This window comes from Sphingobium ummariense RL-3, assembly GCF_000447205.1.
In the GTDB taxonomy this organism is placed as follows: domain Bacteria; phylum Pseudomonadota; class Alphaproteobacteria; order Sphingomonadales; family Sphingomonadaceae; genus Sphingobium; species Sphingobium ummariense.
Genome location: NZ_AUWY01000135.1, coordinates 1 through 15,923, shown reverse-complemented (window position 1 = coordinate 15,923; position 15,923 = coordinate 1). Strand labels below are relative to the sequence as shown.

The 15,923-nt window shown below is 63.0% G+C and carries 16 protein-coding genes; 4 read left to right on the top strand and 12 right to left on the bottom strand.

The genetic code is table 11. The features are described 5' to 3' along the window. Window positions 1-34: 34 nt before the first annotated feature. From M529_RS46445 to M529_RS46415, 7 genes are all read right to left on the bottom strand, one after another. Entirely contained in the window at window positions 35-997 is a 963-nt protein-coding gene (locus tag M529_RS46445) for a tyrosine-type recombinase/integrase (protein WP_021320021.1), read from the bottom strand. Next, on the bottom strand, window positions 994-1,389 hold the full coding sequence (locus M529_RS46440; protein WP_021320020.1) for a CopG family transcriptional regulator: 396 nt from the start codon (window positions 1,387-1,389) through the stop codon (window positions 994-996). The genes M529_RS46445 and M529_RS46440 overlap by 4 nt, the downstream gene beginning before the upstream one ends. 37 nt (window positions 1,390-1,426) lie before the next feature. Next, complete coding sequence (locus M529_RS46435) at window positions 1,427-1,792, bottom strand: DUF7673 family protein (RefSeq protein WP_021320019.1); 366 nt, start codon at window positions 1,790-1,792, stop codon at window positions 1,427-1,429. Continuing rightward, the gene (locus M529_RS46430; protein ID WP_031295753.1) at window positions 1,789-2,121 is read right to left on the bottom strand and encodes a hypothetical protein; all 333 of its coding nucleotides are present in this window, start codon (window positions 2,119-2,121) and stop codon (window positions 1,789-1,791) included. The genes M529_RS46435 and M529_RS46430 overlap by 4 nt, the downstream gene beginning before the upstream one ends. 212 nt (window positions 2,122-2,333) lie before the next feature. After that, on the bottom strand, window positions 2,334-3,755 hold the full coding sequence (locus M529_RS46425) for an efflux transporter outer membrane subunit (RefSeq protein ID WP_031295751.1): 1,422 nt from the start codon (window positions 3,753-3,755) through the stop codon (window positions 2,334-2,336). Between the two features lies 1 nt (window position 3,756). Beyond that, complete coding sequence (locus tag M529_RS46420; RefSeq protein ID WP_021320016.1) at window positions 3,757-6,927, bottom strand: efflux RND transporter permease subunit; 3,171 nt, start codon at window positions 6,925-6,927, stop codon at window positions 3,757-3,759. 3 nt (window positions 6,928-6,930) lie between these two features. Continuing rightward, complete coding sequence (locus tag M529_RS46415) at window positions 6,931-8,109, bottom strand: efflux RND transporter periplasmic adaptor subunit (protein WP_051184118.1); 1,179 nt, start codon at window positions 8,107-8,109, stop codon at window positions 6,931-6,933. 375 nt (window positions 8,110-8,484) lie between these two features. Here M529_RS46415 and M529_RS46410 point away from each other — a divergent pair, with 375 nt between their 5' ends. Next, window positions 8,485-9,153 carry a TetR/AcrR family transcriptional regulator gene (locus M529_RS46410; protein ID WP_021320014.1) on the top strand — a complete coding sequence of 223 codons (669 nt, stop codon included), beginning with the start codon at window positions 8,485-8,487 and terminating at the stop codon, window positions 9,151-9,153. Window positions 9,154-9,258: 105 nt separating this feature from the next. Next, window positions 9,259-9,630 (top strand): hypothetical protein, encoded by a 372-nt coding sequence (locus tag M529_RS46405; RefSeq protein WP_021320013.1) that lies wholly within the window; start codon window positions 9,259-9,261, stop codon window positions 9,628-9,630. 46 nt (window positions 9,631-9,676) lie between these two features. Here the strand turns inward: M529_RS46405 and M529_RS0125270 are convergent, their stop codons facing one another. Next, entirely contained in the window at window positions 9,677-10,462 is a 786-nt protein-coding gene (locus tag M529_RS0125270) for a TetR/AcrR family transcriptional regulator (RefSeq protein WP_161626387.1), read from the bottom strand. 247 nt (window positions 10,463-10,709) lie between these two features. Here M529_RS0125270 and M529_RS46400 point away from each other — a divergent pair, with 247 nt between their 5' ends. Both M529_RS46400 and M529_RS49870 read left to right on the top strand, forming a co-directional pair. Further along, the gene (locus M529_RS46400) at window positions 10,710-10,961 is read left to right on the top strand and encodes a hypothetical protein (RefSeq protein ID WP_021320011.1); all 252 of its coding nucleotides are present in this window, start codon (window positions 10,710-10,712) and stop codon (window positions 10,959-10,961) included. Between the two features lie 140 nt (window positions 10,962-11,101). Beyond that, window positions 11,102-11,356: a hypothetical protein gene (locus M529_RS49870; protein ID WP_021320010.1), complete on the top strand. Its 255-nt coding sequence runs from the start codon at window positions 11,102-11,104 to the stop codon at window positions 11,354-11,356. Window positions 11,357-11,738: 382 nt separating this feature from the next. Here M529_RS49870 and M529_RS48840 read toward each other — a convergent pair whose 3' ends face one another. The 4 genes from M529_RS48840 to istA form a co-directional block, all read right to left on the bottom strand. Then, window positions 11,739-11,942, bottom strand: coding sequence for a hypothetical protein (locus M529_RS48840; protein ID WP_021320009.1), 204 nt, complete (start codon window positions 11,940-11,942; stop codon window positions 11,739-11,741). Between the two features lie 115 nt (window positions 11,943-12,057). Further along, a complete protein-coding gene (locus M529_RS46390; RefSeq protein ID WP_021317603.1) occupies window positions 12,058-12,957 on the bottom strand; it encodes a recombinase family protein in 900 nt (299 codons plus the stop codon). 223 nt (window positions 12,958-13,180) lie between these two features. Then, window positions 13,181-13,990 carry an IS21-like element helper ATPase IstB gene (gene istB / locus M529_RS46385; protein ID WP_009823666.1) on the bottom strand — a complete coding sequence of 270 codons (810 nt, stop codon included), beginning with the start codon at window positions 13,988-13,990 and terminating at the stop codon, window positions 13,181-13,183. Next, a complete protein-coding gene (istA, locus tag M529_RS46380) occupies window positions 13,990-15,495 on the bottom strand; it encodes an IS21 family transposase (RefSeq protein ID WP_009823667.1) in 1,506 nt (501 codons plus the stop codon). The genes istB and istA overlap by 1 nt, the downstream gene beginning before the upstream one ends. Window positions 15,496-15,923 lie beyond the last annotated feature (428 nt).

Sequence of the window (15,923 nt, the reverse complement as noted above, 5' to 3'; positions counted from 1 at the left end):
AACCCTTCAGGACACTTTTGGTGAATAAGGCGGGCTAAATCAACACCCGCTCCACCTCGTCCAGCGTAACGTCATCGGGCCGGCGGTCATAGAGCTGGGTCGTGCGGGTAGAGCTGTGGTTCGCCATCGTCGCGGCCGTCTCCAACGTGCCGCCGTTTTTCAGATAGGTGGTGATCCCGGTCGCGCGGAAAGAGTGATTGCCGATCGCCGTGCCGATCTCGGCCGCGTCCGCGCGCCGGCGCACCATCGCGAACGCATTGGCTTGGGGCAGGGGGGTATCGCTTAGTCGCTTAGTGCCGCGCGCGATCGTGCGGAACAACGGCCCCTTGCGATCCTCGCGCAAGCCGCAGCCGTCGATATAGGCGGTCAGATAATCCTCAAGATTGTGGTGGCAGGGCATTTCATGGCGCTTGCCGCCTTTCTCATGCAGGCGGACCCATAGCCGCCTATTCTGCATGAACACGTCCTCGACCCGCATCGCCAGCGCCGCGCCGATCCGCGCGAAGCTATAGACCATCAACCCGATCAGGGCGCGGTCGCGCAGGCCCGCGTGGGTGGTCACGTCGATGCTGTCGAGCAACCGCCGCGCCTCGTCGGGGGCCAGCACCGGCGTCTTGCCGCGCCGCTGGCTATGCGCCGGCCCGCGCACCGATCCGGCAGGGTTCACCGGCACGATATGGCCCGTCACCAGCCAGTCGAACAGGTGGCGCACGCCGGCGAGCTGCTGCTTGACGCTGGGCGCGGCCAGCTCGCGCCCCAGCGCCTCGACCCAGGCCGCGACGTGGAGCGGTTGCACGCCGGCGAGAGAGGCAACGCCGCGCGCCGCTACCCAAGCCAGGAAGTCGCCGGCCGCGCGCGCATAGGCGCGGCGCGTATGCGGATTGCGGATGGTGACGGCGAAGAACTCCAGGAAGCGCAGCCGCGTGGCGTCGTCGGCCGCCGCGATCAAGGCCGGCAGCGCCAGCGCCGGCGAGGGCAGGGGGGCGAGCTGATTCATCGTGCGATCTTCTGCCAGCGGGCCGGCTCGGGGCGGGGCTTCGCCAGCTCCCGGCGCAATTCGTCAAACACCTCATCGGCGGGACGAACGCGGCCCGCCTTCACGTCCTCAAGCCCGCGCGCAACCGACTCGTCCAATATCCGGCGCAGCAGCTCGTCGCGCAAATCGCGGTGCGGCTCCATGTCGATGAAGTTCTTGACGATCGCGAACACCGCCTCGGACGGATCAACGAAATGGCCCCGCTCGACCTGCGCCAACAGCCAATCGGCCATGTCGCCGGGTAGATACGCCTCGAAACGCAGCCCGCCCGCACGCGCCTGCTCACGCAGCGCCTTGGCCTGGTCGCGCTCGGCGTAGTTGTCGGCAAAAGCCTCGTCCTCATTTTCGATCATGCCGGCATCCCTTTTTGCGGTGGATCTTCGGAGGCGTTTAAACGCACTCGGCGGGGTCGCCGCGATAGCGCACCCAAAGGTCGTGCATCGCGTCGCGGTAGCCCCAGGCATCGGCGTAGGTCGTCGACTCCTGCGCCAGATAGGCCATGATCGTCAGCATATCCTCGGCAATGACGGCATCGACGTTGCAAAGGTGCAGGATCGAGAAATGCCCGCACTCGTCGCCGTTCCACCAGGCCAGCAAAAAATCCGCGACCTTGCCCGACGCGCCGGTTTCGGCCGCGCGCGTAGACGGCATGGCGATGGCGAGCAAGCGGCCGATCGCCTCGCCGACTTCATCGAAGCTGACGGCCCGGATGACGGGGCGGCGTTGTGGGGGTGTCACGGCGGCCGTCCCGGTCATGCGCGGGTGCTCCCGTTTGCGGTTGCTCGCCCACGGCGGACATGGGCGGCGGGGTCGATGATCGAGGCGGCATCCGGCGACAGATTCTCGACGGCGTCGACCATGCCGAAAACTTCCACCCGGCCACCCTCGTTGCGGATGCGCCCCGCGACGGTGCCGTGGATGATCGCGCGTGATCCCGGTTCAATCACGAGGTCGCCGGCGATCGTGCCGTGCAGGATCAGCTTGACGCCGCTGCGCAGCGTTGCGCCGGCCGTGACCAGACCATAGACGGCCAAGTCCTCTCCGATCGCAAAAGGGCCTTCGATATTCTCATGCACGGCGCGCAAGATCTGCTCCCGATAGTGTGTGATAAAGGACATTATCATATATAGATTGGGGCGTGAATCCGGCGTGCTTACCTTTGACGATGGCGAACCGCTGCCTCGACATTAGCTGCGATCAGGCTGACATGTTCGAACGTGCGATCCGCAAGCAATTCCGGCCACTTCAATGAACGCCTCGCTGCGGCGCCTCCGACGATCATCGGCGGCGGGCACGGCTATTTCAACCCACCGCCCAGGGCGCGATAGAGCTCCACGGCATTGGTTTCCCGAACAAGGCGGGTGGCAAGCAGGCTTTGCTCGGCCGCATAGAGCGCGCGCTGAGAATCGAGCGTCGTTAGGAAGGGGTCCACACCTGAGCGGAAACGTGCTTCAGACAACCGATACGCGCCCGCGGCGGCCGTTCGCAAGGAGGATTGCGCCTCCATCTGGGCATCGATCGTTCCGCGCCTGGCGAGCGCATCGGCCACCTCACGAAAACCGCGCTGTATCGAACGCTCATATTGGGCAAGCATGGCGTCGCGGGTTGCCTTGGCATAGCGCAGATTGCCGGCGTTCCTCCCGAAATCGAAGATCGGAAGCGAGGCCGAGGGCGCGACCGACCAATAATCACTGCCCTTGCCGAACAGGTTCGACAGGCCCGAACTGATCGTTCCGAATGCGGCGGTCAGCGACAGACGCGGGAATAAGGCGGCACGGGCCGCGCCGATGTCGGCATTGGCGGCGCGCAGCTGGTGCTCGGCAGCGGCGATGTCGGGCCGCCGGAGCAACACCTCCGATGGGAGATCGGCGGGAAGCTGCGCGACCGTCGCTTCTACGGCCCCCAGACCTTCAGGAAGCAGCTCCTCGCGGACTGTCGTGCCGGCGAGAAGGTCGAGTGCGTTGCGATCCTGCGCGATGAGCGTCCTGGTTTCGGCAATGTCCGACCGTGCCTGATCGAAGCTCGTCTGGGCCTGGCGCACTTCCAGTTCCGACGCGATGCCCTTGGCGAAGCGGGCCTTCGTCAGATCGAGGGTCTGTCCGAAAGCCTTTTCCATTCCTTCTGCGATACGCAGTCGCTCCTGGTCGGTGGCCAAGGTCAGCCATGCCGTCGCTACCTCGGCGACCAACGCGGTCTGCGCGGCGCTGCGGTTCTCGACCGAAGCAAAATATTGCTCGAGCGCGGCCTTGTTGAGATTGCGGATGCGGCCGAACAGATCGATTTCCCAGGCGGAGACTCCGGCATTGGCCGTGTAGATGTCGGAGCGACCACTGGCGGCGGCGCCCCCGCTCGCACCTCCAGTGGCAGGAACGCCGCCCGGGAGATCCTGATAGGTGGCACTGGCATTCACGCCGAGGGTCGGGAGCAGGTCGGCGCGCTGCACCCGATAGAGCGCGCGGGCCTGCTCGACATTGGCAAGCGCAACCCGGAGGTCGCGGTTATTGTCGAGAGCGAGCTGGACCAGGCGTTGCAGCCGTGGGCTGGTGAAGAAGTCTCGCCACGCCATGTCGGCTGGATTTTGTGCTCCTTGCGCTTCTGTCCCGGCCGCGGCGGGTAGGGAGGGCGGCACAGGCAGAGCGGGCTGAACATATTTGGGCGCCATGTCGCAGGCCGAAAGACAGCTCGCGGCAGCGAGGGCGAAAAAGCGACGTCCGCGCATCTCAGGCCTCCTGCGGCTCGAGGTCGGAGGGGCGGGCATCTCCGCCGCCGGATGGTGCCGGCGCGCGTGCCGCATCCTGACGGAAGAGCTTCTTCACGACGAGGAAGAACATCGGCACGAAGAAGATCGCGAGCACGGTTGCAGTCAGCATGCCTCCCACCACGCTCCGTCCGATCGCATGCTGTCCGCCCGCACCCGCGCCGTCCGAGATGGCGAGCGGGAGCACGCCGAAGATGAATGCGAACGATGTCATCAGGATCGGCCGGAGGCGCAGCTTCGCCGCCTCCAGCGCGGCCTTGCCCGCATCCATTCCCTCGCCCATCTTCTCTTCGGCGAACTCGACGATCAGGATCGCGTTCTTGGCCGCGACGCCCACGGTCGTGATGAGCCCGACCTGGAGATAGATGTCATTGTTGAGCCCAGTCAGCAGCGCGGCCAGCAGCGCCCCGATCACGCCAAGTGGAATCACCAGGATAACGGCGATCGGCACCGACCAGCTTTCATAAAGCGCAGCGAGCGACAGGAAGACGATCAGGATCGAGAGCACGTAGAGCGCGGGGGCCTGGCCACCGGAGAGCCGCTCCTCATAGGAGATGCCGTTCCATTGCAAGGCTGTCCCTTCGGGCAGTTGCTCGCCCAGCTCCTCCATCCGCGCCATGGCGGTGCCGGAACTGTAGCCGGGTGCCGGCACACCGAGGATCTGGACCGAAGAACGTCCATTATAGCGTTCGAGACGGGCCGGACCAAACGACCAGCTGCTGTCGGCGAAGGCGGAGAAGGGCGCCATCGTGCCGGAGGCACCGCGTACATAGAGCCGGTCGATGTCCTGTAGGCTGCCACGGAACGCCGCATCGGACTGGACGAACACCTTCTTCACGCGGCCTCGGTCGACGAAATCGTTCACATAGGAACCGCCCAGGGCCGTCGAAAGCGTGTCGTTGATCTCCCCCTGATCGAGACCCAGGGCGCCGGCACGGGGCTGGTCGACCTTGACCTTGAGCTGCGGTACATCTTCGAGGCCATTTGGGCGGACCTGGGTCAGCATTTTGTCCTGGCCCGCCAGTCCGAGCAGCTTGTCGCGTGCCGCGATAAGCCGCTCGTGGCCGATGCGGCCGACGTCGACAAGCTGCAGATCGAAGCCGGTCGCATTGCCGAGCTCGATCACGGCCGGTGGGGCGAAGGTGAGCGCCTGTCCCGCGCGCATGGTCGAAAACGCCTTGTTGGCGCGTTCAGCGATGGCTTGGGCACGGCTGTCCGCGCCGTGGCGCTCCTCCCAGTCCTTCAGGCGAATGAAGGCGAGCCCGACATTCTGGCCCTGGCCGCTGAAACCGTAGCCGCCGATCGCGAAGACGGTCGAGACATTGGCCTTCTCGCCGACGAGAAAATGATCTTCGATCTGCTTCATGGCGCCGAGTGTCTGCTCCATGGTGGCTCCGGTCGGAAGCGAGGCCTGGGCAAAGAGAATGCCCTGGTCCTCATCGGGAAGGAAACCGCTGGGCAGCCGTGCGAAGAGCGCTCCCATGCCGACAACGATAAGCACATAAAGGAGCATGGACCGCTTCCAGTTGCGGTTCACCCGCGCAACGCCCTCGCCGTAGCGCACGACATTGCGGTCGAAGGTGCGGTTGAACCAACCGAAGAAGCCCTTGCGCTCATGATGATGGGTGCTGGCGGAAGGCTTCAGGATCGTCGCACACAGGGCCGGCGTCAGGATCAGTGCGACCAGCACCGAGAGCGCCATGGAGGTCACGATGGTGATCGAAAACTGGCGGTAGATGACGCCGGTCGATCCGCCGAAGAAAGCCATCGGCAGGAACACGGCCGACAACACGACGCCGATGCCGATGAGCGCGCCACTGAGCTCGTCCATCGATTTGCGCGCGGCTTCCCTGGGCGACAGCCCTTCCTCCTGGATCAGCCGTTCGACATTCTCGACGACGACGATTGCGTCGTCGACGAGCAGGCCGATCGCCAGCACCATGCCGAACAGCGTGAGCGTGTTGATCGAGAAGCCCGCCGCCAGGAGGACGGCAAAGACGCCGAGCAGCACCACGGGCACGGCGATGGTCGGGATGAGCGTTGCCCGCCAGTTCTGCAGGAAGAGGAACATGACGAAGAAGACGAGGACGACGGCTTCGATCAGCGTATGGACGACCTGCTCGATCGACAGCCTGACGAACGGGGTTGTGTCATAGGGATAGACGATCTTGAGGTCTGCGGGGAATTGCTTCGACAGTTCGGCGACCTCTGCCTTGACCGCCTCGACCGTATTGAGCGCATTGGCGCCGGGCGCGAGGCGGATGCCAAGACCCGAGGCCGGCTTGCCGTTGAAGCGCGCGTCGAAGCTGTAGTTCTCGGCTCCGATCTCGACGCGGGCGACGTCCTTCAGAGTGATGGTCGAGCCGTCCGGATTTGTCCTGAGCAGGATATCGCGGAATTGCTCGGGCGTCTCGAGCCGCGATTGCGCCGAAACGGTGACGTTGAGCGCCTGTCCGGGCTTGGCCGGAAGATTGCCGATCTGACCGGCCGAAATCTGCGCATTCTGCTTGAGGATCGCGCTCTTGATGTCGCTGAAGGTGAGGTTGAGGTTGGCGAGCTTGACCGGATCGACCCAGACCCGCATCGCATATTGCGCGCCCAGAAGGAGCGTGTCGCCAACACCGGTGATACGGCTGATCGGATCCTGCAGTTCGGAGGCGACATAGTCGGCGATGTCTGCCTGGTCATGGCTGCCGTCCTGTGAATAGAGTCCGACGATCATCAGGAAGGAAGCAGACGACTTCTGGACCCGCACGCCCTGTTGCTGCACTTCCTGTGGCAGGAGCGGCATGGCCTGCTGAAGCTTGTTCTGCACCTGGACCTGGGCGATGTCGGAATTCGTGCCCTGTTCGAAGGTCAGAATGATCGAGAGATTGCCGGCCGAGTCGCTGGTCGACGCAAAATAGCGCAGATTGTCGATGCCCTTCATCTGCTGCTCGATGACCGTGGTCGTGGTCTTCTCGAGCGTCGAGGCATCCGCACCCGGATACAGGGTCTGAATCTCGACCGCAGGCGGAGCGATCTCGGGGAACTGGGCGATGGGCAGAGCGCGAATGGCGAGCACGCCGGCTAGCATCATCACGATGGCGATCACCCATGCGAAGATGGGACGGTCGATGAAATAGCGGGACATAGCTCAGTTCCCCGCCTTGTCGTTCGATGCGGCGCCCGGACGAGCTAACGCGGTTCGACGCGGCTGCGGCGCCTTGGGGGTGACGGTGACCCCCGGCCTGGCCTGCAGCAGGCCGTCGACGATCAGCCGGTCGCCCGGCTTGAGGCCGCTCGTGATGACCCAGCGATCGCCGATTGCCCGGTCGGTCTTGACGAACCGCTGCTCGACCTTGTTGCCCGCGTTGACGACGAGGGCAGTGGCCCGGCCGCGCGGATCGCGCGCGATTCCCTGCTGGGGCGCGAGGATCGCTGCTTGGCGGACGCCGTCCACCAGCCGCGCCCGGACATACATGCCGGGCAGCAGCACTCCGTCCGGATTGGGGAAGGTGGCCCGCAGCGTGACGGCTCCCGTCGAGGGGTCGACCGTGACTTCAGAAAATTGCAAACGCCCCTCGATCGGATAGGTCTTCCCATTGGGAAGGAGCAATTCGACGCGTGCGCTGTCATTGTCACGCGTCAGTCCGCCCGCGCGCATGGCCTCGCGTAGATTAAGGATTTCGGAGGCCGATTGCGTGACGTCGACATAGACCGTGCCGGTGCGCTGGATCGTCGCAAGCGGATCGGCCTGACCTGCCTGCACCAGCGCGCCGGGTGTGAACAGCGAGCGCCCGATCCGGCCCGAAATCGGTGCCCTGATCCGAGTGAAGCCGAGATTGACCTCGGCCGCCTGCACGGCTGCGCGTTGCGCTGTGACGTCGGCGCGTGCCTGCTTTGCGGAGGCCACGGCATTGTCGGCGTCCTGACGGCTCACCGCGTTGATGCCGACCAGTTCCCGATAGCGTTCGGCCTGCAGGCGAGTGGCATCGATCGCCGCCTCGGCGCGGGCCAAGCCGCCCCGCGCGCTGCCCAGCGCGGCCCGATAGGGAGCATCTTCGATCTCGTAGAGAATCTGACCCGCGCGAACGAGCGAGCCCTCCTCGAAAAGGCGCCGGCGAATGACGCCGCTGATCTGGGGACGAACTTCGGCAGTTTCGACGGCTGCGATCCTGCCGGGCAACTCGCTGGTCAATGTGGCCGGTTCGCTCTTGAGCGTGACGACGCCCACTTCTGGTGGCGGTGCCTTTGGTTGCTCTTCGCCGCCGCAACCGGCCAGCAGGACAAGCAAGAATGGCATCAAAGCCTTGGCCGATCTGCAAACCAACATAGAGAATCCCGTGACGAAATTTAGGAATGAGCGCTCACTCCCAGATGCTGCGGTGCAAATAGGTCAAGGTGCGCGGTACGGCAACCGATTTTGCGCGGTTCATCGCATGGCTGCATAAATTACTGAAAATACTATAAGATAATGCCGCACTGCGGTAGCTGAAGATCGCGGATAATCTCATTTTGCGATACGGTCAGCCGGAGCTTGACACCGCCGTGAAGCTGATCCAGAAAGAATAGAGCGAGCGCTCACTCCCAAGGGCCTGCCAAGTCGACCGACCGCTTGCCGAGTGACAACGCAGGGCAACCAGATCGTCCATGATTGTGCTGCAAGTGGCCATCTGGGCTGATCCCCGACCGACAAGAAGCACTAAAAATGGCACGACAACGGCAATTCGATCCGGATGACGCTCTCGATATCGCCACGCGGGCATTCTGGCTGACAGGATATGAGGGGACCAGCATCGCGGATCTGGAAGCAGCGATGGGCATATCCAAGCCAAGTATCTACAGGGTCTTTGGCAGCAAGGAACAACTCTTCCGTCTGGCGGTCGACCATTTCGTCGAACGGTATGCGGGGTTTTTCTTCAAGGCCTTGGACGAAATCACCGTCGCCGAAGTCGTGCGGGACTTGATCGATGGCATGATCCGGTCGGTTACCGCCGGCGATACGCCGCCTGGATCTCTTCTCGCGCAAGGTGCGATGGCTTGCGCCAGGGAGAATGAGGAAATGCGCGTCCATGTTCTGTGCTGGCGGCGGAAATTCGAGCAATTGCTGGCGCAAAGGTTGGCTCGCGCGCGAGATGAAGGCGAGTTCGCCAGGGAAACCGATTGTCGGGCGGTCGCGCGATATGTCACCGCCTTGTGTGATGGCATCGCGCTCCAGGCGAAATCGGGCGCGGCGCGTCCTGCTCTCCGCGGAATCCGGGACATCGCGCTCGCCGGTATTTTCGGCGCATGCGATGCGGCAGCCACAGAACATGGGGCGGCGGAAACTGCTGCCGGGGTCGGGGCGCGCTGTTGTGACGGCCAAGCGAAAAAATAGCGCGTGCTTGTCGTTCGGTCCGCCATCGATACGCCCGGCGCGGCGCCGTGTTGGAGTGGGCCGACGAGCGAAGCCGCGCTCCCGAAGAGGCAATCGATAGCTGCGATGCACGGTGTTCTTGAAGCTTATCGCAACCTGCCGGTCGTCGCTCTGTTGTTCACCCTTGCGTGGGCGTTCGTGGTTGTCGCGGCTCCGCGCAGGCCGATCGGCTTGGGCAGCCTCGGCCGTCTGCTCTATTTCTGCGCTCTTGGATCTATGGGCCTCGCGGGCGCTGGCGGAATCTTGCTGTCGTCGACGCAAGCCACGATCCCGCGCTTTCCCTGGGTTGGCTTCGTCGCTGTTGTCCATGCCGTGGCTGGCATGCGCGCCCGGCGCGCGCTTCGCGTCGGACGCAGACCGCAGGCAGTCATCGCGGTCGTGTTGCAGACGGCATGCGCTGCTGTCAGTGGCTGGCCGGCGGGATTGATCACGGTCTGAGCGGAGCGCCGTTCTGCGGATGATTGATGTCGTCGGCTGTATCGGATCAGGTTGCGGATTGGTGATCGGCGGCTGGAATCTGCTCGCTCAGGCCCAGTGCGCGCATCATCAGGCAAGCGGTGTTCCGGCTGGTCTGCTCGATGTCCACCGAATGCGACGCCGCGGTTCGGTGACCGAGACCGATGAAGCAGGCCATCATGACGTCGACATAGGCATCGAGCTCGGCGGGCGATACGTCCGGTCGCGCGAGTCCGGCCAATCGCCGCACGCCTGCGCGATAGAAGGCGAACAGGGTTTCGATGCGATCGGCGACCGAGGCATTGCGGCAGGCTTCGGCAAGGATCTCATAGAACAGGTCGCCATCGCTGTTCTGCAGCGAGACCGCAGCGATTGCTTTTACGGCATCGAACATCGAGCACTCGCCGCGCTCGACGGTGTCAAAGATTCCGTGCATTTCCGCGACGCGGACGCAGGCCTTCTCCTCGACGATGGAGAGGACGATATCGCTCTTGGACGAAAAAAGCCGATAGATCTGGCCTATGCTGACGGACGCCGCCGCCGCGAGCTCGGCGGTCGTGGTAGCGTGGAAGCCCTTCGATCCGAACAACCGGCGGGCGGCGGTGATGATCCTTTCGCGCGGTGCCTCTCCAGGCGTTTTTGCTTTTGAAGCCTGTTTCATCCACCTTCCTTCGGCAGGGGCATTTCTCTCGATGCTGTGTGAGAGCTCCCGCATAAAGCGGAATTCGCTGACTGTCCAACAACGGGCGTGCGTTGGAGTCTCCTTGACCCATAGGAGCGACTTGCCTATCCAAGACTCGGAGCGAGCGCTCACTCCCATTGTACAAAGGGATGCATATCATGCGATCCAGTTCCGATTTTGGACACCGGGCCACTGCCGAAAGCATAAGCAGGAACGACCTTGTCCCGTTCGCTGCCTCGTTCTCCAGCGCCCGGTGCAATCGCTTGACAGATCGTGGCGCGAATACCGCCCTTTACTTCCCGCCACGATCTGTCACCTGCCGACCGACATGTCCCGCTGCTCCGGCGCCTCCCTCCGAGAGCCTTTCGGGTCGCCTCCCATGTCGGTCGGCAGCACCGGTCATCCCATCGCCGGAGCCGCGCTCGTGGACCACAACGCGCAGCCGTGGAAGCCTGACGTGACGGATTCAAGCTATGCGCGGCAACGCCCGGTGCTGCATCTGCGTCGGAGCAAGGCCGATACGCCCGTCGTCCGTGAGGAAGATGACGGAGTGCTGGCTGGCGATCCTCATGGGACGAACTCTCGCGAAGCCGTGCAGCGGCCTCACCGTCGGAAGAAGCTGATGGCATGATCGGAGCAAGGATGTTCAGGAGATTGGTGTGCCAGAGAGCAGCGTTGCTGTTGCCGTTGGCGGGACTTTGCGCATGTGACGGTAGGACGAAAGGGCCAGATCCTGCGGCCAATGAAAGCGGCAATACGTCGACCGCTGTCGTGCTGCCGCCATCGATCAGGAAGACGACCAGCTACCGTTGCAAGGACAAGAGCATCGTATCGATCGATTTTCTCGACGACGATCGCACCATCAATCTGCGGGACAATGGCGGCATCAGTCAATTTCGGGCGGCAAAGCCAGGCGGTCCCTATAACAGCGGACCCAATGGCACCGGCGGTACGACGGTTGTGGTGAAGGGGGACGACATCAGCATCGAGCAGGTCGGCAAGGAGCCCCGGCAATGCAAATCGTGATCGGGCAGGATCGGCCATGCCTGCCCTCGACCCGTCCTAGCTCTGGAACCTGTCAGCGAATGACAAAAGTCAGCGCGTCATAGACATACCACAGCGGCGCAAGTAGAAACGCCGCAATGGCAAACCGCCGACACACATATTCGTGCCGTGCCATCGATCCTCTCCGATCCGGCTGTCGCGCCGGTTGTAGACATCTTTTACTCTTTCGGTGTGTGCATTGCATCAGGAAAGATGTTTCGCAACGTGCAGGACTGGAGCCACCCAGACGCCCCTCCATTCATCCGACAGGGCAAGATGCGATCATAGCGCGATCTTGGCCCAGTCGGCCCGAAGCTGCGATTTTGGCCAGGTTGAAGAACGAACACTGAACGCTTGATTGATTCTACCAGGACCGTTGCTGACCACCGACCTCGTAGATATCGGCTTCCATGGAGCAATTGTAGCTCTCTGCGATGTTGAACATCTCGGAGAGGAGGCTTTGGATTTCCTCATCAAGGGAAATGCCATCCGGATCGGGGTCATAGGCGACGGTCAGTTTGTAATCACAATTGCCGTTTTTTACCATGGCGTAGTCGCGTTCCAGCATCGCCTCAATCCGCTCCCGAGCGGGTTTTCTACCTCTTCCACGCTTGTTGGCCCAGTCGGCCCGAAGCTGCGATTTTGGCCAGGTTGAAGAACGAACACTGAACGCTTGATTGATTCTACCAGGACCGTTGCTGACCACCGACCTCGTAGATATCGGCTTCCATGGAGCAATTGTAGCTCTCTGCGATGTTGAACATCTCGGAGAGGAGGCTTTGGATTTCCTCATCAAGGGAAATGCCATCCGGATCGGGGTCATAGGCGACGGTCAGTTTGTAATCACAATTGCCGTTTTTTACCATGGCGTAGTCGCGTTCCAGCATCGCCTCAATCCGCTCCCGAGCGGGTTTTCTACCTCTTCCACGCTTGTTGAAGTTCTCGATAATCAGATGCAGGGCGATGCTGGCAGTGGGCGGCTTTTCCGGCAGTTTGGTCTGTGACGGAATAATGTCGAGCGCCCGATAGACGGTCATTCGTGAGACCTTCAGGTCGCGGGCAACGCGGGCCTTGCTGGCGCCGGCGGCAAGGCGACGGCGGATTTCATCGTCATCGACGTTCTTCTTCCGGCCTTTGTAAACGCCTTCGGCGCGCGCCGCTTCGATCCCGGCGCGCTGACGATCCTTGATGAACTTCAGCTCCATATCGGCGACCATGCCGAGTATGGTGATGACCATTCGCCCCATGTCGCCCGCCGTCGTCACCTCTGGCTCAAGGATGCGCAGCGAAGCTCCCTTTTCATCAAGCTCATGCACCAGGTTCAGGACATCGCGCGTGGAGCGGCCGAGCCGGTCGAGCCGCAGCACGACCAGCTCGTCGCCGGTGTGCATAAACTGCATGATCGTTTCCAGTTCCGTGCGCCCGCTCCGCGAGGCCCCCGATCCGGTCTCGGAACGGATAATTTCGCAACCTGCATTCTTGAGGCGGCCAATCTGGATATCCAGATCCTGGTCCGTGGTGCTGACGCGGGCATATCCGATACGAGCTGTAGCGCGACGATTACGGAGTCCGGTCGGCGTCAATTATGATGGCCGATAGGTGGCCGCGCCGGTTGGTGAATTCTGGCTACCATTTGCTGTTGCGGGGAGCAACCGTCGAGCGACAATTACGACGCTGGGTAATTGTCGCTGACGCTGGCCGGAAGCGAGGGTCTGAAGCGCATGGGATGGTTGGCATGTAATTGCCGCTGGCGACAATTACCCGTTGCCTCAGCAAGGGTGCTCCCGAGCGCGAAGCCAGCGACAATTATGATGGCCGGTCCGGGGCGCCATTCGGCGGGTCGTAATCGCCGGCGTTGATACGGGCGACGGCGGAACGTTTGCGGTAGCTTTCGCCGTTCATCTCGATGATGATCGAGTGGTGCACGAGGCGGTCGATCGCGGCGACAGTCATAGCGGGATCAGGGAAGACGTTGTCCCATGCCGAAAATGGCTGGTTGGCGGTAATGGCGAGCGAGTGGCGTTCGTAGCGGTGGGCGATGAGCTCGAACAAGGCGCTGGTCTCGACCTGGTCCTTGCGGACGTAGGACAGATCGTCGAGCACGATGAGATCGAACTTGTCGAGCTTGTCGAGCATGGCGGGTAGGCTGAGGTCGCGGCGCGCGGACTGGAGCTTCTGGACCATGTCGGTGGTGGAGCAGAACAGGACGCGCCGCCCCGTGTCGATGAGGGCATGACCAATGGCAGCAACTGCGTGCGTCTTGCCGGTCCCGCTCTGGCCGAACAGCAGCAGGTTGCCGCCGCTCTCGATCCAGTCGTCACCGGCGGCGAGGGACAAGAGGTGCGGTTTGCGGATGCCGGGGGCTGCGTCGAAATCGAAGGTGGCGAAGGTCTTGCCTGCGGGCAAGCCGGACTGGTCGCGATGGCGCTGGATGCGCCGGGAGGAGCGATCGGCCATCTCGATCTCGAGAAGCGAGGCCAGCAGGTTGGCGGCCGGCCAGCCATCGCGATCGGCGGTGTCGGTGAGGCGCTTCCAGTTGCGGTTGATACTCGGCAGGCGCAAGGCCTTGAGCAGGGTAGGCAGCACGGCGGCGGCCTGGTCCTTGGTGCGGGTCATCAGTACACCTCCCCGCTGGCGATCAAGCTGTTGTAGCTGTGCAGATCGGGAGGCGGGATAGTGACATCGCGCTGCGATCTTGCGGTTGGCAGGAACTCGTCCCTGAGCGCATCGACATCGGGCAAGCGCCCTCTGTCGAGTGCCTCATCGATCCGCCGGGCCAGCACGTCGACACAGTCGCCCCTGGCGGCGATATCGAGCAGCGCGACGGCATCGCGGCAGGCCTGCCGTCCATCGAGTTGGGCATCGAAGGCTTGCCAGGCCCGCCGGTAGGCGTGATCGGGGAACAGGGCTTCGCGGTAGACGAGGTTGCGCAGCGCACCAGGCTTGCGGCGCAGGTTACCGATCATGTGCCGGAAATCGATGCTGTGCCCCCGGTGGGGATGGCTGATCCGCACACGCGGCGTGGACATTACCCTGTCCGGACCGAGGAAGAGCTCAATGCGATCGTCAAAGAGATGCGCGTTGAGGCGCCGTCCGACGAGGCGGGAAGGCACCGAATAGGTAACCCGATCGATGGCGACGGTGCCGTTGCGGGTGACATCGACGGTGACCATGGCGAAATCGGTGGTTCGCCTTGCGGGCAGCGCCTTGAGTACCCTGCGTTCTGCATCGATGTGCGCAGCATGCCGCCGGTTCTGTCTGGCGACCTGCGCCTCAACGAACTCGCGCCAGGCCTCGATGCTGACGAAATCGCGGCTTCCCCGCCGGCGTAAGGCCTGATCGAGCCGTCGCTTGAGATGGGCATGGGGACCTTCGATCGATCCGTTCTCGTGCGCCTCGCCGCGGTTGTTGCGGGTAGCGAGCATGCCGTAATGACGGCACAGCTCGTCATAGCTTCGGGTAAAATCCCGCTGCGCATCGGCGTCGAGGTTTTTGTAGGCGGCTGACAGGGAATCGCTGCGGTGTTCGGCCGGCGCGCCGCCCAGCTTCCACAAGGCATCCTGCAGGTGCTCCGAAAGGGCGGCAAAGCTCTCCCCGCCCAGCACGACAGCCGCATGCTCCCAGCCACTCGCCGCCAAGCGGAAGTGGTAAAGGCGATAGGCCAGGGTCTCGCCGGCAACGGTGACCTTGAGACTGTCGCATACCGTGAAATCCGACAGGCCCTGCCGACCGGGCTCATGATGCTGCGGGAAGAAGATCTCCTTCTCGCCGCCGTGCAGTGCCCGCCAGCGGGCGATCCGGCGTTCAAGTGTTCGTCGTATCGCATCGGGAACAGCATCCTCGCCGAACTCGTCCTGGAGCGTCTCGAAGACCGTGACGGCAATGATACCGTCGATCTGGAGCAACTCCTCGACGCGTGGCCAGAATGGCTCGAGCGGATCGGCGCGGGTGCGCCAGTGGCGCTCCTTCTTCTTCTGGGACGGAAGCTGCGGATCGTTCTCGATCCGGCGTGCGCTGCGCTCGCTGATACCGGCCTTGGCAGCCGCGACGGCCTGGGTGTGTTGGCGACGATGGGTCATGAAGAGAAATACCTGCTGATCGGAAATGTGGTGGCCCGGCATCGCAAACCCATCGCTCGTTGTTCGATGAGTGTTCCGATACCACCGCCCGCCACAGCCCCGATCAGCCCCCCCGAAAGAAGGGGAAAAAGATCGCCACCGGTTGTCTGGTCCGCTCTCCGGTCGGGGCTACGCCCCTCCCTACGATCAGCCCAGACAACCGATCCTACCGGCCATCATAGTTGCCGCTCAACCGGCCATCGTAGTTGTCGCCACGCAACGAGCCAAGTGCAAAATCCGTCACATTAGGGTGGCTCTTGCAGTGTATCGTCACATTGAGCGCAAACCCACCCTTTTGTGACAGACGAATGGTGTCACTCGGCCCTATCACTCTGGGGTGTACCCAAATGTTATAGGCCGATCAGCCGCCTCACGCTGCAAGCCGTCCAAAATCAATCCGGTCGTTCAGGTCGAGGTCGAAGCGGCCATAA